21 protein-coding genes and 1 tRNA gene are annotated in these 22,264 nt (G+C 45.8%); 10 read left to right on the forward strand and 12 right to left on the reverse strand.

Features of this window, described 5'->3' with window-relative positions; translation table 11 throughout:
* Positions 1-111: 111 nt before the first annotated feature.
* From LMJ53_RS05625 to LMJ53_RS05635, 3 genes are all read right to left on the reverse strand, one after another.
* Positions 112-549: an OsmC family protein gene (locus tag LMJ53_RS05625; protein ID WP_229585189.1), complete on the reverse strand. Its 438-nt coding sequence runs from the start codon at positions 547-549 to the stop codon at positions 112-114.
* 114 nt (positions 550-663) lie between these two features.
* Entirely contained in the window at positions 664-1,701 is a 1,038-nt protein-coding gene (locus LMJ53_RS05630) for a glycosyltransferase family protein (RefSeq protein WP_229585190.1), read from the reverse strand.
* Positions 1,702-1,715: 14 nt separating this feature from the next.
* Positions 1,716-2,252, reverse strand: a complete 537-nt coding sequence (locus tag LMJ53_RS05635; protein WP_229585191.1) for a phosphatase PAP2 family protein — start codon at positions 2,250-2,252, stop codon at positions 1,716-1,718.
* A gap of 217 nt (positions 2,253-2,469) precedes the next feature.
* Here LMJ53_RS05635 and rmuC point away from each other — a divergent pair, with 217 nt between their 5' ends.
* A complete protein-coding gene (gene rmuC, locus LMJ53_RS05640; protein WP_229585192.1) occupies positions 2,470-4,302 on the forward strand; it encodes a DNA recombination protein RmuC in 1,833 nt (610 codons plus the stop codon).
* Between the two features lie 197 nt (positions 4,303-4,499).
* On the forward strand, positions 4,500-4,817 hold the full coding sequence (locus tag LMJ53_RS05645) for a hypothetical protein (protein ID WP_229585193.1): 318 nt from the start codon (positions 4,500-4,502) through the stop codon (positions 4,815-4,817).
* A gap of 110 nt (positions 4,818-4,927) precedes the next feature.
* Here LMJ53_RS05645 and LMJ53_RS05650 read toward each other — a convergent pair whose 3' ends face one another.
* Both LMJ53_RS05650 and LMJ53_RS05655 read right to left on the reverse strand, forming a co-directional pair.
* Positions 4,928-6,325, reverse strand: a complete 1,398-nt coding sequence (locus LMJ53_RS05650; protein ID WP_229585194.1) for a histidine kinase dimerization/phospho-acceptor domain-containing protein — start codon at positions 6,323-6,325, stop codon at positions 4,928-4,930.
* Between the two features lie 210 nt (positions 6,326-6,535).
* Positions 6,536-7,243, reverse strand: a complete 708-nt coding sequence (locus LMJ53_RS05655; RefSeq protein WP_229585195.1) for a phosphatase PAP2 family protein — start codon at positions 7,241-7,243, stop codon at positions 6,536-6,538.
* Between the two features lie 689 nt (positions 7,244-7,932).
* On the opposite strand from LMJ53_RS05655, the gene LMJ53_RS05660 reads away from it, so the two are divergent.
* The 3 genes from LMJ53_RS05660 (at position 7,933) to LMJ53_RS05670 (ending at position 9,568) form a co-directional block, all read left to right on the forward strand.
* On the forward strand, positions 7,933-8,142 hold the full coding sequence (locus tag LMJ53_RS05660) for a cold-shock protein (RefSeq protein WP_229585196.1): 210 nt from the start codon (positions 7,933-7,935) through the stop codon (positions 8,140-8,142).
* Between the two features lie 245 nt (positions 8,143-8,387).
* Positions 8,388-9,059 (forward strand): alpha/beta fold hydrolase, encoded by a 672-nt coding sequence (locus LMJ53_RS05665; RefSeq protein ID WP_229585197.1) that lies wholly within the window; start codon positions 8,388-8,390, stop codon positions 9,057-9,059.
* Positions 9,060-9,427: 368 nt separating this feature from the next.
* On the forward strand, positions 9,428-9,568 hold the full coding sequence (locus LMJ53_RS05670) for a hypothetical protein (protein ID WP_229585198.1): 141 nt from the start codon (positions 9,428-9,430) through the stop codon (positions 9,566-9,568).
* Between the two features lie 170 nt (positions 9,569-9,738).
* On the opposite strand, the gene LMJ53_RS05675 is transcribed toward LMJ53_RS05670, so the two are convergent.
* Positions 9,739-10,854 (reverse strand): transglycosylase SLT domain-containing protein, encoded by a 1,116-nt coding sequence (locus tag LMJ53_RS05675; RefSeq protein ID WP_229585199.1) that lies wholly within the window; start codon positions 10,852-10,854, stop codon positions 9,739-9,741.
* A 578-nt stretch (positions 10,855-11,432) separates the two neighbouring features.
* Here LMJ53_RS05675 and LMJ53_RS05680 point away from each other — a divergent pair.
* Both LMJ53_RS05680 and LMJ53_RS05685 read left to right on the forward strand, forming a co-directional pair.
* On the forward strand, positions 11,433-11,792 hold the full coding sequence (locus tag LMJ53_RS05680; RefSeq protein WP_229585200.1) for a hypothetical protein: 360 nt from the start codon (positions 11,433-11,435) through the stop codon (positions 11,790-11,792).
* Between the two features lie 25 nt (positions 11,793-11,817).
* Positions 11,818-12,228, forward strand: a complete 411-nt coding sequence (locus tag LMJ53_RS05685; protein WP_229585201.1) for a hypothetical protein — start codon at positions 11,818-11,820, stop codon at positions 12,226-12,228.
* Between the two features lie 232 nt (positions 12,229-12,460).
* On the opposite strand, the gene LMJ53_RS05690 is transcribed toward LMJ53_RS05685, so the two are convergent.
* Positions 12,461-12,537: transfer RNA gene (locus LMJ53_RS05690), tRNA-Val, on the reverse strand.
* Positions 12,538-12,810: 273 nt separating this feature from the next.
* Between LMJ53_RS05690 and LMJ53_RS05695 the strand changes: the two genes are divergently transcribed.
* A complete protein-coding gene (locus tag LMJ53_RS05695; RefSeq protein ID WP_229585202.1) occupies positions 12,811-15,660 on the forward strand; it encodes a prolyl oligopeptidase family serine peptidase in 2,850 nt (949 codons plus the stop codon).
* Between the two features lie 27 nt (positions 15,661-15,687).
* Here the strand turns inward: LMJ53_RS05695 and LMJ53_RS05700 are convergent, their stop codons facing one another.
* Together LMJ53_RS05700 and LMJ53_RS05705 are read right to left on the reverse strand one after the other, a co-directional pair.
* Positions 15,688-16,701 (reverse strand): DUF3080 family protein, encoded by a 1,014-nt coding sequence (locus tag LMJ53_RS05700; RefSeq protein WP_229585203.1) that lies wholly within the window; start codon positions 16,699-16,701, stop codon positions 15,688-15,690.
* Entirely contained in the window at positions 16,673-18,046 is a 1,374-nt protein-coding gene (locus tag LMJ53_RS05705) for an MATE family efflux transporter (protein WP_229585204.1), read from the reverse strand. Before LMJ53_RS05705 ends, LMJ53_RS05700 begins: the two co-directional genes overlap by 29 nt.
* Before the next feature lie 62 nt (positions 18,047-18,108).
* On the opposite strand from LMJ53_RS05705, the gene LMJ53_RS05710 reads away from it, so the two are divergent.
* On the forward strand, positions 18,109-18,744 hold the full coding sequence (locus LMJ53_RS05710) for a riboflavin synthase subunit alpha (protein ID WP_229585205.1): 636 nt from the start codon (positions 18,109-18,111) through the stop codon (positions 18,742-18,744).
* On the opposite strand, the gene LMJ53_RS05715 is transcribed toward LMJ53_RS05710, so the two are convergent.
* The 3 genes from LMJ53_RS05715 to LMJ53_RS05725 are packed head-to-tail and all read right to left on the reverse strand — an operon-like array spanning position 18,738 to position 20,616.
* The gene (locus LMJ53_RS05715) at positions 18,738-18,938 is read right to left on the reverse strand and encodes a CPXCG motif-containing cysteine-rich protein (RefSeq protein WP_229585206.1); all 201 of its coding nucleotides are present in this window, start codon (positions 18,936-18,938) and stop codon (positions 18,738-18,740) included. The two genes, LMJ53_RS05710 and LMJ53_RS05715, sit on opposite strands and share 7 nt — an antisense overlap.
* Before the next feature lie 44 nt (positions 18,939-18,982).
* A complete protein-coding gene (locus LMJ53_RS05720) occupies positions 18,983-19,735 on the reverse strand; it encodes a pteridine reductase (protein WP_229585207.1) in 753 nt (250 codons plus the stop codon).
* Complete coding sequence (locus tag LMJ53_RS05725; RefSeq protein ID WP_229585208.1) at positions 19,732-20,616, reverse strand: fructosamine kinase family protein; 885 nt, start codon at positions 20,614-20,616, stop codon at positions 19,732-19,734. The genes LMJ53_RS05720 and LMJ53_RS05725 overlap by 4 nt, the downstream gene beginning before the upstream one ends.
* Positions 20,617-20,767: 151 nt before the next feature.
* Between LMJ53_RS05725 and LMJ53_RS05730 the strand changes: the two genes are divergently transcribed.
* Positions 20,768-22,261: a methyl-accepting chemotaxis protein gene (locus LMJ53_RS05730; protein WP_229585209.1), complete on the forward strand. Its 1,494-nt coding sequence runs from the start codon at positions 20,768-20,770 to the stop codon at positions 22,259-22,261.
* Positions 22,262-22,264 lie beyond the last annotated feature (3 nt).

Raw genomic sequence — 22,264 nt, forward strand, 5'->3', positions numbered from 1 at the left:
CCTATGTAAAAAGTGTTATCAATCAATTTTTTATGAGCCTTTGCAGTTCTAAGCAGTGAAAAGTGAGTGGCAACCGAAGCACAGCGTCAGGTTGCCAGAAAATGGCTATTTCTAGGCTAAACTATGCACCACAATACTGCTGTGCGTTAAATTGTCATGCAAGGGGCAACGTTGACAGACTTCATCTAAAAACTGTTGTTTTTGTTCATCGGTTAAATCGGCATCGATCACGGCACTGATGCGGATCTCCGTAAAACCCACTCGATCAGCAGTGGCTTTGCCAAGCAAGCCGGCAGGGTTGTAATCACCATCCACTTTTATTTGCATGCTGCGCAAGGTGATTTTTTGTTGGAAGGCCGCGATCCGACCAATGGTGCCGATACAGGCGCCCACGGTAAATAACAACATTTGCAACGGCGTCGGGCCCAAGCCATTGCCTTTAGCGGCAACAGGTTGGTCGATAACAACCGTGTGCCCATCCATGACACCGGTAATGGCAAAGCCCGTATCCATGTTGGCATTAACTGAAACCGTTCTAAGTTCACTCATTGGTATTGCCCTTAATTAGTTATTAATTAGGTTTAACTAATCTTAGCAGCAAACTGGCTAGGCCACCTGTTCTAGATCAACTTTTTTGCGGGTTTAAGCTAAGCATCACCGCGTCTATTCGTTATGTTGCCAAGCTTGGCGTACAACATCCGACACGGGGCGAACACAGCCTTGTTTAAGCCATTGCGCTACAGCGGGCAGGGGATCAGGGAAAGGGTAAGGTTGAGCAGCCTCTTGTTGTAACCAAGTGTCTAAGATGTTGGCCGTAAAGTCAGAGAACACGCTCGCTTTGGCCATATTTGCTAAGGTATAGGCATTATAGGCTTGTTCGATTTGCCCCTTTAATGGCTTGATCAGCAGTTTTTTGCCAGCGCGCAGTGCTTCACTGCACAGGCCAAAACCACTGTTACAAATAACACCGCTAGCGTGGTGTAAATCAAGCGGAAAAGCCTGTCGAGAGAATGGCAATAATTTGACATTTTCATCTTGATAAGGCGCCTCAATGGCGGTGTAGAGCTTAAATTGCCAAGCCTGGTGTTGCTTTAGCCAAGCTAAAACTTGTGCAAGGTGTTCAAAAGGTAAATACACCAAGATAAAAGGTTCAAAGCTAGCAGGGTTAGCTGGCTTATTAAAAACGGCCGGCGCCGACAATAATGGCGGCAGCAGATCCGGATAATCAGGTTGCCAATGCACACCTAAATAGTGTTGAGCCGGCGCAAAAGCACTGACGGCAGCTTTTAACCAGCTAACCGACTGCTTGCCCGCCAGCGGATGACGCAAAGCATACTGCCGGGCTAAACCCACTGATAAAATACCTTGGCGCTTGGCGGCCCAGGCGCTCACCGGCTCAAAATCTGTTAGCACCAGATCATAAGCGCTAACATCGAGCTGACGCACATCTTTTATAAACTGCAGAGGCTTTAATTGGCGTAACGTGCTTAACGGCTGTACCTTGCCATTACGGCTACTAAAGGTTAAGCCGTTAGCCCAGCCATAGTCTTTGAACATCGCCATATCAAACAGTTTCGCTTCAGAGCGGCCACTGAATAAAAAGTCTACCTCGATGCCTTGTTGCTGTAATGCCGGTAACAAGGCACGCGCACGGGTGATATGTCCATTTCCGGTTGCCTGCACACCATAGAGTATTTTCATCGGGTTTAGTGTCTTTATATTACAACAAGCTGGCTGCCCAGCAGCAGTAGGGCAATAGCCGAGCCTAAGGCTGCACCGGCAAGGATGTCTGTCAGGTAATGCACACCTAAAAGAACTCTGGATAGGCCAATGCCACTTGCCAGCAATAAATAATAGGGTGTAAACGCTGGATAAAAGGCCGCCAGCAACCAAGCAAACAGAAAGGCTGCAGCCGTGTGGCCAGAAGGAAAACTAAAACGATCAGAGGGACGAATTGCCGGTGTCCAACCATGCTGGACGGCACCGCGAGGGCGTTCGCGTTGAATGACATTTTTTAGTAACAAGTACAGGGGTAACTCGATGGCAAAAGCCAGTAAGCAGCTTTGAAAAAACAGCTGACCTTGGTGTTGCTCAAACTGCCAAATTAATAACGCACAAAGTAAATACAAGGGGCCATCGCCACAGCGAGATAAGGCCAAGCTGAGCTTTTTTATCGACGGCATTTGGCCAACCAAGTTGACGCGAAAGAACAGTTGATTATCTAATAAACTTAATTTTTGTCGTGTATTCATCTGTTTTATCTCTGGCGAAATCTGCTGCTATTACAGGTGCTGCAGATGACACTATGGTGAAAACCAAATGAAGCCTTTATGACAGCCTTAACGCAAAGGCGTGCTGCTGGCTGTTTTGCCCAACATATTTTAACGGCGAAGCTGCATTTACAGTGTGATTGCTTTATAGTTTGATGGTATTGGGATCTTCGCAAGCCCTGAATTTTAAGGATAAATCATGCTTTCTTTGCAGTGGACACCTGAGTTGATTGTTGTTTTGAGCGCAAGTGCGTTGGTGTTAGCGTTAATCAGTTTTTTAGTAGCAAAAACGATTTTTGCTCGAAAAAATGCGGAATTAGCCACGCAATTAATGAATGAGCGCACTGCACTGGGGCAACTTCATGCCCAGCATCAGCAGCTGCAAACCACGCTTAAACAACAAGAGTTAGCTGCCCACCAACAGGAATTAACGCAAAGCCGGTTACACGCGCAATTACAGCATGCTGAACAGAACGAAAAACGGATAATTAGCGAGGCGAGTGAGCAAAAACAACAGCTTAGCTTATTGCGTGCAGATCTTGATAAGCTCAGACAAGTTTTACATAACAGCGAAAAACAGCTCGAAGCGGCACAAGCAGAGGGCCGGGCACAGCGTGAAATGGCCACAGAGTTACGTCAGCGGTTAATGCACACTCAGCAAGAATTACAAGAGGAGCGAGAGCGAGTCAGTGTGTTAAAAGCCGAGTTATCACAAGAAGGCAAAAAAGCTAAAGCGGCCGAAGTGGCCGAGCAAGAAACGCGTTTGCAGTTACAAGACATGAAAGCCAGCTTGAGCCAAGCCGCCGACAAGCATGACGCACTGCAACATCAATTAAGCCAATTAAATCGGGCTTATACGCAACTGCAAACCGAGCAAGCTGAACGCGAAGCCAGCCATGCGCGTGAGGTTGCCAATTTTACGGCACAAAAACATAGCCTTGCAGAGCAATTTAAAGTGTTGTCGAACGATATTTTAGAAGCGAAAACCAAATCTTTGCAGGAGAGCAGTAAGCTGTCATTAAGTGCGGTGATGAGTCCGTTTCAACAATCGATTGATAGCTTTAAAAAAGAAGTGCAAGAAATTCATCATCGTGAAACCTCACAGCAAGGTGAATTACGCAAAGAGCTCGCCTCATTAAAAGAGCTAAATCAGAAAATCACCACCGAAGCCCATGAGCTTTCTACCGCGTTACGTGGCCAGAAAAAACTGCAAGGTAATTGGGGTGAGTTGGTGCTAGAGAATGTGTTGGATCGTTCTGGCTTGCAGCTAGGTACCGATTACAAACGAGAAGTGAGTTTCAGCACCAGTGAAGGGCGGCAGCGGCCTGATGCGGTGGTCTATTTACCGCAGGGTAAACACCTTATTATTGATGCCAAAGTATCGCTGAATGCTTATACCCGCTATGTGAATAGTGTGGATGACATTGAGCGGGCACAAGCTTTAAAAGAGCACGTTAGCGCAGTAGCTAGCCGCATTAAAGAACTGGCTGATCGCGATTACTACAAGTTACCGGGTCTGAATTCACCGGAAATGGTGTTTATGTTTATTCCAATAGAATCTGCTTTTGTTGAAGCGTTAAAAGCAGACGAAAGCTTATTTCAGCAGGCTATCGAAAACAATGTGCTGGTCGCGACACCGACCACCTTATTAACCAGCTTGAACATTGTGCGTCAGCTGTGGCGCTATGAAGATCAAAACAAACATACGGCGGCGCTGGCGAGTAAAGCTGAGGCCGTATTTAAAAAGCTGAATACTTTTTTAAGCAGTTTTGAAAAGATTAAAAAAGGCTTAGATACCGCAACTGAGGCCTACAGCACCGCTGAAAATCAACTGGTCAGTGGCAAAGGTAACTTGGTGAAACAGGTGGGTGAGTTTAAAAATCTTGCTCCGGCGATAAAAGCTGAACTGCCCAGTTATTTTGTTGAAAAAGCCGCGTTAGAAATTGATTTTATCACCCCCGACACCTCGGACGAGGCAGCTCAATCCACGCTATTACGTGATGATACGGTAGTCGAGTTTTCAAACTCATAAAGCGGCGCTATTGCCGGCGATAATCGGGTTTAGCGCTATAAGGCTAAACCCGTCCCAACGTGGTAACAGGCATGCAGAGTAAAGCCGCTGCGGCATGATGATTATGTTTGCCTAGACGCCCGCCAACTGGGCTTGTAAAGCCGGCTGACACAGGCTATAACCAGCTGATAATGTTATGAGCTGTGTGGAGTATCAACATGAGCAAATTTTTAAGCCTGATTTTTATCTGTATAACGTTTCAAAGCATCGCTTCTGAGGCGCAAGCCGCAAAACAGCAGAAGGATGAACGCATCCAAATGATGATCGTCGCCAAAGCGACAGGGATGTGTGATGCCCTTAGCCAAATTATTACGTTTCAACAAACCCATAAAATGCCGGGTTCTGATCAATTCGTGATCCGCTTTCTGAATGACGAAGCCGCACGGTTAAACAAAAGCTTAGATGATTATATGGCGCAATGTGCTGCGGTATCTGAGCAATACCATCGCTACATGAATGAACTGGGATTTCGTTAGTCGATAACCAGGCCCTTAGCAACCTTTGGCTGAGGGCTTATTTAATCTGCTTGCAGCAGATAAACCGTTTTCGCGGTGAAGCGTTGTTGGCTAGCTTCTGCTAGGCCTTTTTAAGCCGTGCTAGAGCACTCTTTATGCGGGAACGTTAGCGTGACGTTAAAGGTATCCGCCGCAAGCTGATAGCTAATATTGGCGTGATGTAACTCGACAATCCGCATCACAATAGATAACCCCAGCCCACTGCCGTTGATAGATTGATGTTTCGGATCGCGATAAAACCGCTCACCCATGCGGTTAACATCGGGTTTAATTTGCGATGGGTTGATGATAGAAATAACCAATGCATTGTCGTCATTTTTAGCGGCCGTTACGCTAACTTGCTGCTCCGGCTCTGCATACTTAGCTGCATTTTCCAGTAGATTTTTAAATACAATACTCAGTAAAAACGGTTCGCCGTAAATACGCAATGCGGGGTCCACAGTGAGCTGCCATTCTGTGCTTTCTAAAAGCGGCAGCGGTAATGCGGCTAAGCTGTTGTTCAACAGTTGCGACAACGGCGTGTGACTGCAAGCGGTATCGGCAATCCGCTCTACGCGGCTAAGCTGCAATAATTGATTCACTAGATGGGTCATTTTCTTACTGCCAAGTAAGATCGACGCTGCCGCCTCTTTGATTTCTTCTGGTGTTTTCGCATCCAATAAGTTGGCACAGTGCAGCTGCAAAATACTGAGTGGGGTTCTCAGTTCGTGCGCGGCGTCAGCGGTAAAACGCTTTTCTTGTTGTAAATGATGGGCAACGCGATGGATCAACTGATTTATCGCTAGCTTAATCGGTTGTAACTCGGCCGGTTGCGCCAAGGTAATTTCGGTTAATTGTTCAGGCGATTTGGCCGCCACTAGCCGTGCTAGTTGTTTTAATGGTAATAGCACCCATTTAATCACAATGTAAATCAGCATACTTAAAGGCAGTAGCAACACTAAAATCGGTCTAATTTGTGCTAAGGCTAAATGACCACTCATCTCTTCGCGTACATCTTCTCGCTGCGCCGTCACCACCCAAGTATCTTGCTCTGGTAGATACAGCACAAAGCTGATCCATAATTCATCTTGATAAAATAATTCATGGAAACCTTCGTTTTTAACCAAAGGCGGAAAGCTTAAGGTATTTTCCGATTCCATCAGCAAGTTGTCATGTTGCCATACCTGAAAGGCTAGCTTGCGTTCATATTTATGGCCGGAATATTGCCGTTGTTGCGCGGCGGTTTGGTTTTCGCCGCTGTCAATAATGTTGGGTACGGCGATGATGATAGGTAACTCGGTGTCGTCAAACGAAATGTTATGCAGCAAGGCACTTACCAAGCGAGCATTTCGCGCTAATTGCGCATCGTAAATCTCGTCTAACTCATGCAGCGCATTATTGTAAGAAATATAAGCGGTGATACTTAAACTGACAAAAATAATGCTGTTGATCACCAACAACAACCAGAATTTGATACTGTTAAACTGCATAGCGACGCTTCAACATAGAGCCTACACCATTGAAAGTGATAAATAAGAAGGCAGGTTTTTACTGCACAAAAGTCGTTGCTGTAATAGCTAAGGTTAGATGCGATTTAAGCTAATTAAGCATGGCTGTTTCAGCCTGATAACGCAATGTTTTCGTTCAATCTTCCCACGTTTTTAAGGCCAACCGCAGCATGTTAACCTCATGGGGCTAAGTTAGCTTGTATGAGCAACCCGTGACGTTTCTGTTTTAAAAAAGAGCATAAAGCAAAATCGAGCACAGCTTAGACAAAGTAGTAGGGTGGTTAAATCATGCGACAAAAAGTGAGCCCCACGTAATTGCTGCGCCATACCCAAAACACTGCCCGCCACTAGCCCTAAGGCTAAGCCAGAAAAGCGCCAAGTGGGCGCGGTTTTCTCAAAGAAAAAATACAGTGCCACCCAAGCAAAACCGACACTAGCATGGCCCGCCGGAAAACAACGATGGTAGGGTAAAAAAGACGGTTTTATTTGCAAGTAATGAATATAAGGCTCGCTGCCACCAAAGGCCAACAAATCCCAGGGACAGGCCACATTAGTGATAGTTTTAAGGTAAGCGACAATAAAAAAAGAGGCCGCCAAGGATAAGCTCAACGCAGCGTAGGCTCGCGCTTTGGTTGGATAACGTGTTGCTTGTAAACCGTAATATAAGGTGGTGAGTAGCACAGCCAAAACCAGAATATAATTCAGGCTTCTGGCACCCTCATGCAAAACGGTTTGGGTGAGCCAATGATCACGTAATAGCCACTGTTGGCCTTCTAACGCATATAAAAAGCGAGCAAACCACACATCGCCACCGGCATAATCTAACACCCACATCAGGATGGCATAGGCTACCAGTAGCCCGAGCATAGCGCGATTTGAGAAAAACTGACGAACCAACATACTATCACTCACCCTATATAGTAGGACAAAGGCTATTTACGTAGCGCTAAGCCCAAGTGACATGCTTTGGCAACTAAACCCATCGCCGCGTTAAACTAAATTGGCATGCCTCTGCGTGACTAAGCGCAAATACAAACTAAGCATTAACGACAAAAGTGCTACTTAGCAGGCATTATCATGATGTTTTCTTAAGTAAGGCTTAATTTAAGCCTGAGCTGATGACTGGAATACTGCTGTTTAAAGGGCGTTAAGGGACATTTTTTTATAACTGAATTGGCAAATGGCAAGACATGCAACAAGCTGGCTGAGATTGCCAAAGGCGAGGTCACACTCGTGCCGCTGGCCACTCGAGCAAAGCCTCAATTGAAATTGTTGGCGGCGGTAAAGCAGGCTAATACTTATGTCATGTGGCAGGCTGAAGGCTAAGCTTGTTAAAGCCTCTAGTTGTGGGGCTTAAGTTTTATTTACAACAGCTTTAAAATTTATTTTCAGTTTTTTATAGGATAAGCTTTGACAGCCCAGTGAAAAGCGATACACTACGCAGGCTTTATTAGCTTGTTCATTTTTTATGCAAACCTTGAATGTTACTACCGTTAGTATCCCTTCCTGTATTCATAAGCTTAAACATCTCTTGCAGCAGCACCGCCTTATTTAAGGCTCATTTAATTTAATTAATACAGGTAACTCTTATGTCTACTCCAACTACCGGCATCGTAAAATGGTTTAACGAAGCGAAAGGCTTTGGTTTTATTGAACAGGCTTCAGGCCCAGACGTGTTTGCACACTTCAGCGAAATCTTAAACACAGGCTTTAAAACCCTGCAAGAAGGTCAGCGCGTGCAGTTCACTGTAACGGCCGGCCAAAAAGGCCCACAAGCTTCAAAAATCGCTGTAATCTAATGGCTTAACGCCATGCCTGAGCCAGCAAGTTTTGCTTGCAGCGAGGGTTACAGTACTAAAAAGGTCACTGCCATGCAGCGGCCTTTTTTGCTTTTGGGGCTTTAGCTATTGGTTGGTAGATTATACAGGGCCGCAGGCTTTGCTTCGATGAGCAGCACTAAAGTGTTATGGTGAATATTTCAGCAACTGTTTAACTTGATGGTGAAAACAACCAGGAGTTAAACATATATAACAAAAAAACACTAATGGCTTTGTTACTGTTGATGTTCAGCCAAGCGGTAAATGCGGCTTGTGTTGATGCCGTTGTGCTTGTACACGGCAACACGGCAACCCCCGCCAGTTGGGATAACACTTATAACTACTTACTCAGTAAAGGCTACACCAGCAGTGATATTTTTCGACCTGATTGGGGTTCGAAAACCTGTGCGGCCTGTAATGACCATAACGGCACCGAGGAAACACCGGTAAGAAATGCTTTGGTGACGGCGTTAAACCAGTCTTGCACCGGTAAAATTGATGTGATTGGCCATTCTATGGGCGCGACCTTAGCCGCTCAGCAAATTGATAAATTGGCCATCGCCTCGCAAGTAAACAGCTTTGTGGGTATAGCGGGGGCTTTTCGGGGCTTATTGAGCTGTGGTGTGTATCCATACAATGTATGGAATAGTACTTGCGGCAGCAAGGGGTTATCGGTTTCCAGCCCGTTTTTAGATAGCATTTATGGCACGCGCTTTGGTAATAAGGTGTATTCCATTAAAAGCTATATTGATCAGGTGGTTTGCTCTACCGGCAGCTGCTTAGTGTATGGCGTACATAGCAGCAGTATCTGGGGTGAAAACGCCACTTACAACTATAATTTGGGGCATTTTGGCTTACAAACCGATACCGCCGCGCAGCAATATTTGCTAATTAAATAACAACTCGGCATTACATCAAATCTACACCGCCGCGAGAGTTGAAGTGAGTTGGTGTAAGATTTAGCGCAGAGAGCCAAAGAATCGTGCTAGCTGTTGTTTAGATTGAAATGCTAGAACTTCAGCTGCTCAACTCCGTTTATCTGCGAAGTGATCCTTTAATAAAGCCACCCTTCATTCAAAGTGTCTTTATCTTTTGGCCATGTTAATAGGGCTTGTTGACGTTTGCTGGTTGTTTTTGCAGCTGAGTGGCTGGTATTTATACAATGCAGAGCTTGTGCGGTGTAGTTATGCTACATCAACAAGTGACCCGTTTGTATGGAACAAACGGGAACAGCTCTGCTGGCCGAAGGCGAAATATAGGATATATTTTGTATAACGCAGTAGAAATGCCAGCCACACGCTGCCCAAAGGGTTCGTCTGGCGATGCTTTGCTCTTTGTGGCTTACATGGATGTAGGTCAGGGGCGAGAGCAGGATGCGGTAGCTTCACTTGTCGTTTATTTAGAATAACTAAATTACACTCCTCGTTTCGCGATCAAAACATCGCCAAACGAACAAAATCTAAAGAGAAAACGTCAACAAGCCCTAGTCTTATTAAGCAATTAAATTTTGTTTAAGCGCTTATTTGCCGCCTCAGACCGGTAAAAGGCTTAGGGGGATGCCGTTAACATTTGTTTTTGCTAGCCAGGAAATAGCGAAGCACTGTTTTTGGATTGCAGCAGTTGCTGAGCAATTCGGATATCTGCAGTGTAATACAATGAAGCAAAACCCAGTCTGTTGCGGCCTAAATTGTGAAACATCTTACCAAAAGCGATATCACCGGCACTAAAGTTTTGATGATTCGCGGCAAAATAAGTCGCCGGTGCGTTTAACTCGGTATCTAACAACAACGATTTCACCCGTCCAGGCCCACCATGGTAAGCCTGAAGTAATAACAAGCGATAAAGCTGTTCTTGTTTGTCTTCTGGTAAATGATAAAAGGTGGCAGCAAACACCGGTTGCAGCATGCAATGATTGCGTTCAAGCAACCATAAAGCACAATCAACTTGAGCAATACTGTGCAGTTGTTTATTGATCGGCACACTGCAATCTTTAAGTGCGGAAGGGGGGAGTTGCAAAATACCTCGCGCATTGGCTTTGGATTTTGCTTCGCGCACGCCACCACTTTCAATAATGAGCATGCCGGTCAAATCTGGCAGTAAGCTAGCCGGCAAAGTAATGCGTTTTTGCTGCACTCTTTTTTTATACACCGTTTGCAATACTTCATGGATTGACATCGGCTTTTGCGGCGTGCCAACCTTGATGCCATTCCAATTACCAGATAAACGCCCCTCTGGGGCCTCGCCTAAGTAACGGGCAATAGCGCGGGGTAAATCAACATGAGGTTGATGGCAACTTATAGCAAAAGGATAACCGACCGTTTGGCTGTTACCTTCTACCCAAGCTAAGGCGCTGCCTTGTTGCACAAGTGCTTGACGGCTTTGATTGATGTTTAATTGGGTTTGCAGCGCATTATCCGCATCGTCCAAATAGGTGAGAACGTTACCCCGCATATCGAAAATCACATGACGATTACGCTCGGTGCAGTGGCCGGATCGCATTAGGATCCAACGTCTAACATTCATCATATTGTCATAGACGCCCTGACTTTCATCGAAGGTTTTGGTGCGGACCACATCGGTCCAATAAGCGAGAGATGCGGTGCTGTTTTGAGCAAGGGCAGGTTGAGCGGACAGCGCCCAAACCAAGCCAGCACAGGCAAGGTGGCAGAGTGTGTATTGTGAGAAAAGTGCCATCTAGACCACGGAGGAGCAATGTTGTTATTGCACAGTAGCAATGTCTCGAATCATTTTACTGAATACAATACGCACAGCACTATCTTGCCGTGAATTGATATTTTAGTGCGCGGTTAGCGTGAGCATCCCTGTTATCCGTACTAACATTTTTTGACACATCTGTAAGCGTGTACAGATCAGGTACACCAGATTGCTAAAAAGTGGACAATGCCGATACGAGATTTTATGCCTGTCACGACGCAGTTTATGATTATGTTCGGTAACAGAATATCGTTATGATAAACAAATATTTACACAAAATATTCTATATTCTCAATTATAATACTTATAAATACTCAGTCTATTAGATTTAGCTTACCAATAAAGCTTTTGTAGGGTTTGAGCATTAAAATTAAGTGCATCTAGCTGATTAAATAGAGTTTTATTTTTTATGATTTTTTGTTTACTTGACCTTTACTAAAGAGCCGCCTGAGCTATATTTTTATTGGTTGTGTGATTTTATATAAAGATCTATTGCATGTTTAAAAAATTTTGACAGTTTTAATACTCAACTTAGGATCATGATTGAGGGCTGCATTATGGCAAATACTTTACAGGACTCTCCTTTGCAAAGTATACATCGGCGAATACAAATTAAAGAGGATATATTCTTTTATGGAATGATAGCATCATTTATTTCCGCAATTCTCGTACCTTTTTTTATCGATGAAAGCTGGCGAGTAGCACTTTTAGAAGTAATAATTTTGACACTGATAATAATTTTATTTTTCTGTAGAAATAGGGCTAGTAATTGTGCTCATTCTATTACATTTGCTATGCATTTCGAAACCAAAGACTTTACAAAAGCTTTTACAATTCTTAAGTCGAGTGATTGTGTAAAAAATGCAGATGCTTTTGTTGCTCTTTTATCAAAAACAGTTCTAAATCGAAATAAATAGCATTTTTAGCTTAAAGGAGGGGGGTATGAGCGCAGATTATAATGAGCGTGTATTAATGCAAGAAAAAGAGTTTCATAATTTTATAGAAAAAACCAAAAGTAGAGATTCTAAGATATTTTATATTTGTCTTTTCACGCTTTTGTTGACGGGGGGATTTGGATACAAGACACTGTATAAAGCATTTCAGGATACAAATGTTGAGCTGCTAAGCTATCAAAAACAAATTGCTGATGCTAAAAAAGAAAGCCAAGAACTGATTGTGAAAATAAAAAGTCAAGAAGAACATTTAAAGTCTATTGATAAGCACATTAGAGAAGTGAAGATTTCTGAAATCACTAAACTTATGGAATTTTCAGCTAATCATAGAAAAGAAATTGACGCACTCAAAGCTGATGTTCAGTGTATTAAAAACATCAACTCTGAAACTCAATGTTAATTCTAAACGTAGACTAAGAAAATTTTTAATAAATAATTTAATTTTTAACTGAATATTCGGAAGTGTTTTACATGATCAGGAAGTTGTAAGATTGTTGTATTATGCTGGTGAGGGGCTTTTAAATTAAATGCAGTTCTAATTTAATCGCCGATGTTTCAAAAAAACACTTTTATTCAATGCTTTAAAAACAAAAAAAGCCACTCAATGAGCGGCTTTTTTTGTTTGAAATTTTTGGTGCGTCCTAGTGGACTCGAACCACCGACCCCTACCATGTCAAGGTAGTGCTCTAACCAGCTGAGCTAAGGACGCACACTGAGTGGTTGTTGATAACTGTCATCGACAACGGGCGCTATGTTATTGCGCTAGTGGCGTGTTGGCAAGTGTTTTTCTGCCTGTTTGATGTGTTTGGCTGAAATTTAGCCGTGTTGGCCTGCGGTGGGCGCTATTGTGGGGTAATTAACCGCACATGGCTTGGAATTGGTCGTATCTAGGGTGGTGCTCAGGCTATGGCTTGCCACAACGTTGTTGGCTTGTGGTAAGTTTTGACAAAATAAAACGATAAACACCGTTATTGAGGGTTCTATGTCTAATACTGTTCGCGGCTTTAGCCGCCTGGCTGGCTGTTTGCTGCTGGCATTTGCCAGTGTCGCCTGTAGCCAGTATCAAAGCACTACACCTATGGCACGCGGCGATGTCACAACCTCGGCTGTGATCCAATCCAGTCAAATCAGTACGGCCAATCTTAAGCCGCTAAGCCTGAATGACATTATGCAGTTTCGGGAGATTAGCCAGCGCCAAGTCAGTAAAAACCAGCAGGTTATGGTATATACCGCCATGCCAGATTTTGGTGATAGCACCGGCTATGCAGTGCACATTGCTACAGGGCAACAGTTTAGCGTGCCAAATGCCGATCGCGGCCAAGTGAGCGCCGATGGCGCTTTTGCTTTGTTTCGCCAGCAAGCGCCTTTGTTAGCCCGTGAACAAGCCGCAGATAAAAAAGCCCGCGATGCGCTTGAGCAAAACGCGGTGCTACTTAATACCGCCACCGGCGAAAGCCAGGTGATTGCCAATATTGACCGTTTTGCCTTTAGCGGTGACAGCCACTATGCGCTGTTACTGGTACGTAAAGCCGACAGCAAGGACGAGACGCAAAGCTTACAAGCGCTGCATTTAGCCAGTGGTAAACTCACAACCTTAGGGCAGGTGACCGACTTTGCGGCAGCTGAAACCGGGCCCTTAGTGGCTTGGGTTGTTCAGCAGGCTGATAAGGCAAGCAAGCAGGAAAAAGAGACTGAGAGCGCCGCTAAGCAAGCGCTGATTGTCTGGGACAGTGCAGCGGATAAGCAATATGCTGCTTTAGCTCACGCTTTGCAAAAACTGCAACAGCTGCAATTTAATCAGCAGGGCACGCAGTTAGCGTTTTTCTCAGGCCCAACTAAAGCGCAGCTTACTGCCAGTAAACAAGCTGAAGCGGCGCAGCAATTATGGCTTTGGTCAGCAGGTACTGCGGCCGCACAACCAGTGAACACTGCGCGAAGCGGCTGGCTGTTAAGCGAGCATTATGCCCCGCGCTTTAGCAAAGATGGCCAGCGCTTATTTGTCGGGCATCGGCCCGATCTGGGCGAGCAAATGGCGAAGCCGGCCTTACCGCAAAGCGAAGCTGAGCTGTATGACATTAACCGTTTACTGGCCGATCGGCGCTTGCAGGTATGGCATGGCGAGGATGAGCGGATTAATAGCCAACAAAAAGCGGAATATAAAGAGGCACAAAAACGTACTGCCCCGTCGGTGATTTGGCTTGATAGCTTAAAGATGGTGGCGTTAAGTGATGATATCGCAGATCGGCTGCGCTTAACCGAGCACAGCAGTGCGCAGTTAATTAGTAATGGCCGGCCTTATTTAAAGCAGCTGAGCTGGAATGGCCGTTTACATGATATGTGGCACGTGGATCTAAAAACCGGCAAACGCCAGCCAGTATTCACCGCGAATCGCAGCCAAGAATGGGCGCACTTATCACCCGATGGTCGCTTTGTTGTGTATTTGCAAGATGCGCAATATCGGCTATTTGATAGCCAAACTGGCCAGCAGCAAGTGTTGGGGGCAGACGTTAACGTATTTTGGGTCGATGAAGAAAATGACGTACCCATGCCAGCGCGCAGTTACGGCGTAGCCGGCTGGCTTGCGGATAGCTCAGCCGTACTGGTGTATGATCGCTTCGACATTTGGGCCTTGGCTTTAGATGGCAGCAGCCAAAACCTGACTAAGCAAGGCCGTGCTAACAGTGTGCAATATCGGGTCGAAAAAACCGATGAGACGCTTGCCTTCGCGCCAAACGCCACCTTGTTATTGGCCATGTATCACGAAGAAAACAAGGGCTATGGTTTTGCAAAGTTTGAACTGGCGAATGGTACGCTCACCACCTTAGTACAAGGTGCAAAGCGCTATGACTTTGTCGAAGCACTTGAGCAACAACAACGCTACCTGTTTACCGAGCAAAGCTTCCGGCAATTCCCGGATCTGTGGCAAGCCAGTTATGACTTTAGCGAGCGCCTACAGTTAACTCATGTCAACCCGCAGCAAAGCGAGTTTATTTGGGGTGACAGCCATTTAATTGACTGGAACACCGCCGATGGCGAGCGTTTACAAGGGGTAGTGTTAACGCCTGATGGTTATGATGCCAATAAACGCTATCCGGTGATGGTGTATTACTATGAGCAGTTTTCACAGCGCCTAAACCATTATAATCAAATGAAAATTAACCACCGACCGAATTTTCCGTTTTATTTAGGCCAAGATTATGTGGTGTTCTTACCGGATGTACGCTTCCGTGAGGGCGCGCCAGGACCAAGTGCCACCGAGTCGTTAGTGCCGGGCGTGCAAAAATTGATTGATTTGGGCATTGCTGATCCTAAAGCCATCGGCTTACATGGCCACAGCTGGTCTGGCTATCAAACCGCCTTTGTGGTCACCGAAACCGATATGTTTGCCGCAGCGGTATCGGGTGCACCGGTGTCGAACATGACCAGTGCTTATAGTGGCATTCGCTGGGAGTCAGGTTTAGCGCGGCAGTTTCAGTATGAAACCGGGCAAAGCCGGATTGGCCCCTCGATGTTTGAGAATTTAAAACCCTATATTGATAACTCGCCAGTGTTTTTTGCCGAGCGCATTAACACACCGATGTTAATTCAATTTGGTGATGAGGATGGCGCGGTGCCATGGGAGCAGGGCATTGAATATTATTTAGCGCTGCGCCGCCTTAATAAGCCGGTGGTGATGTTGCAATACGAAGGTGAGCCGCATCATTTAAAGCAATATGCCAATAAAATTGACTACACCATTAAAATGCTTGAGTTTTTTGACCATTATTTAAAAGGTAAGCCAGCACCCCAGTGGTGGCAACAAGGTATGCCTTATCAACCTAACAGTAAATAACCTGCAACAACCTCAAGCTAAGTGTGCTTAGCTTGAGGTTAAGCCTACCGGGCACACCTTATTAAGCTCTTGATACCATCCCACGTGCGCTAACAATAAACGTTGTAATTGCTCTGCTTGCTCTAAATAGCGCTGCGCTAACACAGGATGCAGTGCCGTATCTCGGTACAGTTCATCTAACAGCGGCCAACTTTGTTGCTGAAAGCGGCTAAGCTGCGCAAGATAGGCTTGGATATCGCCGATAAAAAACTTGCGAAAAACGGTGGTTAATATCGATAACTGTTCGGTATTGCGGTTATTGGTGCACAGTGTGCTCGGGGCGATCTGCTGTAATTTGGGGTTAATCGCCACAAACCAACTGCGGGTATAACGCAAACTGTATTGCAGTTTTGACAGAAAATCATAACGATATAAACTTTCTAGCGCGCGCTCAGGATCCATTTGGCTGGCGCGTTGCCAATCTTTGGCGTCGATAGCATGTTTCAATTCTACTAGCAACTGTAAAGCGGCCAAGCTTTCGTTAAAGCCACTGCTATCATTGGGCGCGAGCATGCTGTCACTGTTGTGCCAACGTTTGCGCAAGGTGTCATCGGTTTGCAGCATGTTTAAAAACACGCTGTTGATTTGTGCGAGTTTCTGCTGATAAACCTCCGTTATTTGTTGTTTTAATGGCTCAGGCCAATCTTGCTGATCGCAATCAGCTAACACCGCCAGTAAACGTAATTCGTAGTTAAGCCGTTTACTCACGCTAAATACGCGGCCCATGCTGCTGTTGCGCTCGGCAATGAGCTGATCTAAACCACACTGGCGCGTTGCAAACGCATCTAAAAGATCCATGCGTAAATCAGGTTGCGGCACCAGTAGGCTATTTTTGGCCGGTAACGGAGTAGTAGGTAAGAGCGAGATGTCCGCTTTGTCTAAAGCCAACACCCGAGTTAAACGTTGTTGATAATCCGCGAGTTCCGCTTTACCTGCTGGCTTGCTGCAGCCAAGTAAAAGTGTGGTAGCAACACTAAGCAGTAGCCCCTGCGTTATGTTCATGTTCCATCCTGTTTAATTGTTTGCGTAACACGAAACCTAAGGCAATGGCAGAAACCGTTAAGCCAACAATAATGCCGATCCAAAAACCATGTGCGCCCATCGGTTCAACCAACCAGTTGGTTAAGCCTAGTACGCAGCCAAGGCCAAAACCGATTGGCCAATAGGAAATTAGCGTGATAAAAAATACCGGCATGGTAATTTTCATGCCGCGTAAGGCACAAGACGACACCACTTGGATGGCATCTGAAAACTGATAAAAGCTGGCTAAAATTAATAATGAGCTGGCCAAGGCTATTACCGCAGGATCAGGTGAATACAAGGCCGCCACGTGCTGGCGCATCAATAGCGTAAACACAATGGTGAGCAGCGACAGCAACATGGACAGGATCAACGCCGAGCCAATGGCTTTTTTCAGGCTTTGCAAATTTTGCTCGCCCACTAAGTGCCCGACGCGGATGGTGGTGGCTAAACCCAGTGACAACGGGATCATAAAAATAATCGAGCTGTAGTTATGCGCCACCTGATGACCGGCGACGATCACCGGCCCCAAATGCACAATCATCAGCGGCACACAGGCGAATAAGGTGACTTCAAAGAAAATAGACGCGGCAATGGGCGTGCCGATACGAAAGATTTGCCATTGTGCTGGCCAATTTAATTTTAAACTGGCTGGCCAGTGCCGATAAGGCCGAGTTGAGCGGCTAAACCAACCGTAGCAAAGCATCGCCAAAAACATCGCTAAAAACACTAAACTGGTGGCAATACCACAGCCGGCCCCCCCAAGCGCGGGCATACCCAATTTGCCATAAATAAACACGTAATTGGCGGGGATATTCACTAACAGGCCAACAAAGCTGATCCACATACTGGCTTTAGTATTGCCAAGGCCTTCAAATAAATTACGCATAACAATGTAACCGACAGCAGGAAACAGCCCAAAACTAACGTAGTACAGGTATTGCAGGGTCTTAGTTTGCAGTTCGCTTTCCATGTGTAATTTACTGATGGGAATTTCAGCAAACAGCATCAATACAAACAATAAGGCCGCGAGCAGTAAACCCAAATAACTGGTTTGTAACGTATAGTGGCTGACTAAGCTGGTTTGTTTGCTGCCAAAAAACTGGGCGATAATCGGCGTTAACGCCAGCAACAAACCTTGTAAGGTCATCACAATCGGCAGCCATAAGCCTGACGCAACCGCAATGGCGGCCATGTCGACAGCACCGTAACGACCGGCCATCACAGTATCGACAAACATCATTAAGGTTTGCGTGACTTGTGCCAGAATGATCGGGCCGGATAATTTTAAAATGGTTCTGGCTTCAAAGCGGGAAAAAGGTAACATGAGCGCCGTCTTAATTTTGCTACAGTGTTGTCAGCCGCGCAATTTAACACAACTGAGGTTTTATGTTTACTGGAATAGTGCAAACCACCGCCACCATCAAGCAAATTGCTGATTTACCCGGTCTTAGGACCTTAACCCTAAACGTTGCCCCCACACATCTGGCGCAATTGCAACGTGGCGCCAGTATTGCGATTAATGGTGTTTGCCTTACCGCCACCAACTTTGACAGTGCTGCTGGTTGGGTTTGCTTTGATGTTATTGCTGAAACGTTAGATAAAACCAATCTTGGTACGCTAAAGGTCGGTAGCCGAGTGAACTTAGAGCGTTCTCTGCGTTTTGGCGACGAGCTTGGCGGGCATATTGTCTCGGGCCACATTCAGGCAACGGCCGAATTGGTCGGGAAAACCCAAGATGCGCAAAACTGTCAGCTGCTGCTGAAAGTGGATCCTGCCATGCTGCCTTACATCCAACCAAAAGGGTTTATCGCGGTGGAAGGCTGCAGTTTAACCGTGGGCAAAGTCACTGCCGAAGGCTTTGGTTTGTATCTGATCCCTGAAACACTGGCGCTAACAACTTTAGGCGATAAAGTGATTGGCGATCGCATTAATATCGAACTCGATCAACAAACCGTGACGATTATTCGCACGGTTGAGCGCGTGATGGCAGCACGCTTTGCCAATACTGAGCAAGCTCAGTAATACTGTTCGTCATCGGCATCGACGAAGATCTGCACACGATGTTGTAGATCATCAGTATGCACTCGAATATGCATCGGATTGCAGCAATTGCTGCAATCCTCGATGTAATCTTGATCCTCTGCTGAGGCTTCCACGCAAATATCGCTGGGATAACCACAAAAAGGGCAATTCACACTTTGAAATATGGGTTTCATACTGCCTTCTCCCGTTTTGCCTGAGCGGTTTAGGGCTCGGCATATTACGCTTTATTGGCACCACCTAAACTTCTGCCACCGTCTACCGCAACAATTTGCCCCGTAATGTAAGGTGCCTGTGCTAAAAATAGCAGAGTATTGGCAATGTCGTTGGCCTCACCTAAGCGTGCCAGGGGTACTTGCTGTAATACCATGTCTTTATCGGCATCATCGAGCGCCTGGCTTGGCCATAAAATGGCGCCTGGCGCGATACCATTAACCCGAACTGCTGGCGCCAGCTCGCGAGCTAAGGCCTTGGTCATCATTTGCAAGGCCGCTTTGGCCATGCAATAAATGCTGTGCTCAGCTAAGGGTTTATCGGCGTGAATATCCACCATATTAATAATGCAGCCTTGGCGCTTTGTCAGTTCGGCACTTAAAGCTTTACTCAAAAAGTACGGCGCTTTGACGTTCGAGCCAAACAGCTCTTGCCAATCATCCAACTGGGCGTTAGCCAGCGGTGTCGGATAAAAACTTGAGGCGTTATTAACCAATAAATCTAAACGGCCAAAACAAGCAATGGCTTGCTGGGCGAGAGGGGCAATTGCCGCATCGTCGGTTAAGTTCGCACAAAGCGTGGCAGCACTGTTAGCGCGTAGCTGGTTTAATTGCGCGGCGAGTTGCTCGGCCGCCGCTGCAGAACGGCGATAGTGGATCAGTACTCGATAACCTTGTTGGTGCAAGCTGATAATCATTTGTTTGCCCAATCGCAGGGCGCTGCCGGTGACTAATGCTACCGGGTGATTCGAGTCGGTCATGCTTGGCCTTTTAAGTGAAAAAGTAGTTTGATCTGTTCTTGTGCCTGGATCAGATAATTACCACGAAACAAATTGGCGTGGTTTAAAATATGATACAGATTATACAGCGCTTTTCGTTCTTCAAAATCAGCCGCTAAGGGGTAATATTGCTGATAATGATCATAAAACTCGGCAGGAAAGCTACCGTAAAGGCTACTACAAGCAATATCCGTTTCTCGATCACCAAAATAACTGGCGGGATCAAAAATCACTGGGCCTTCTGCCGTAAAACCGACATTGCCACGCCAGAGATCGCCGTGTAATAAACTGGGTTTGGGTTTGTGATGCATTAAGCGCTGACGAGCTTGCTCCACAATATGATCAATATTGCCAAAACCAAACCCTTGCTCTAATAGCAATTGTAATTGCCAACCCAAGCGTTGTTCAGAAAAAAAGCTACTCCAGTTACCTTGCCATTGATTAGGTTGGGTGGTTAGCCCTAATTGATTGTCCCAATCAAAACCAAACATGGCTTGTTCGTGTTGTTGATGCAGTTTAGCGATGTGCTCGGCTAAGCGATGCCACGAGGCGGGGTGATCGGCTTTGGCTGGCTCCAGCGGTAAATACTCGAGCACCAAAAAAGCCTTGTCGAGCGTTTGACCCACGCAAATAACCTTAGGCACGCGCACGCAATGTGTTTGCGCTAGGCAAACTAAGGATAATTGTTCGTTTTCAAATTGTTCTAGTTGTTCGCGATGGTGCAATTTGACAAAAAAATCATGGCCACCGCCGGATATTTTATACGCCAGATTAATAGAGCCACCGGTAAGCGAAATCTTGCGCTCGACCTGAAAATCGATATCCAACTCCAAGCTAATTTGTGCTGCTATTTGTTGCCACATGCGACTGATCCTTTGTTTGCTTGCTCTTCTATAATTATGGCTGAAAATTCTGAACAATTTTTAATAATGCCAATATCAATGTGCTGCGGTTGCTCAATCACTGCTAAACTTAAGGTCGCAGTCTCTTCAGACTGCAAAAACAGGAGTAGCTATGTCTACTATCGCTCCACGCTTTCGTCTGCACGCATTTTCCATTATGAGCCTTGTGAATATTCTGTTGTTGCTAGTGGCGTTGTTTCTCGCCAGTTGGCATGGCAGTTGGCTGGCCGCTATTGTTGTTGGTGTACCTAGCGCCTTATTACCGATCATGTTTTATCGTTTACTCGGGGATCATTATTTAGCCAGAGTTAGCTTTGGTGTCAGTTTTATGTTTTTTGCCGCGCTGCACATTCATCAATCAGCCGGCATGTTAGAAATGCATTTTAGTATTTTTGCCTTATTGGCAGTGTTAATTGCCTTTCGCGACTTTTGGGTGATCTTGACCGCAGCGGTTACGATAGCCGTGCACCATCTGTTGTTTATGTACCTACAAATGCAAGATGTTGGCGTATATTTGGTACCCGTACAAAGTTTAAGCTTCGGTATTATTATGATACATGCCGCTTTCGTGGTGCTGGAGTCAGCAGTATTAATCGTGATTGCTCGGCAAAGTTACCGTGAGGCGACAGTGGGGCAAGCCTTGTTTGACAGTACAGAAGCCTTGTTAACCGAGGACGGTAAAATAGTGCTAACAGGGCGCTGTGCCGACTTAAATTCGCGTGTGATCAAACGATTTAATGAGGTGCTTGATACCCTGCAAGGCACAGTAAAGATCATCGATCAACAAACGGTTGCGCTAAGAACAGAGGCCGTAAACATGCTGGCCGAAGGCGGGGCCTTGTCTGACAGCATGCAACAAAAGATGAAAGAAGTGGATCGAATTGCCGCGGCGACAGAGCAAATGTCGCACAGCATTGAAGAAGTGTTTAATTTGTCTCAGCAGGTACAGCAATTTGCTAAAGCTGCCGAGCAAGCGGCGACGGCAGGTAGAAGCTCTGTTGAAAGCACGGTTACCTCGGTACAGAAACTGTCAGAACAATTAAATGATACTGGCCAAAAAGTTGATGACGTTGCTCAAGCAACCGTGGATATTCGTAAAGTTTTAGATGTGATTCAATCTATCGCCGAGCAAACTAACTTACTGGCGTTAAACGCCGCTATTGAAGCCGCCCGCGCGGGCGAGCAAGGCCGTGGCTTTGCTGTTGTTGCCGATGAGGTGCGTACCTTAGCCTCTCGCACACGCGGCTCTACCGATGAAATAAAAGTGATGATTGAGCGCTTGCTGGCAAACAGCGGCGAGTCGGTTACCGAAGTAAAGCGCAGTATTGAACAGCTACAACATACGCGTGAGCATGCTAAGCAAAGCGGCACATTGCTGCAAACGATTTTGCAACAAGCGCAGCAAGTCAGTACTTCAGCCGATATTATGGCCAATTCATTACAGCAACAAAGTGCCTCAAGTAACGAAATTGCGCAAAGTGCCCAGCAGTTGAGCCATATGACCAGCGAGCAAAATGAGCAAGGCCGAAAGGTGCTAAAAACGGCAGACAATTTAGAGCACATTACGCAGGCGCTTAATAACGAATCGTTAAAGTTTAATGTGTAGCCG

The sequence above is a fragment of the Rheinheimera sp. UJ51 genome (assembly GCF_020819615.1).
Classification (GTDB): domain Bacteria; phylum Pseudomonadota; class Gammaproteobacteria; order Enterobacterales; family Alteromonadaceae; genus Alishewanella; species Alishewanella maricola.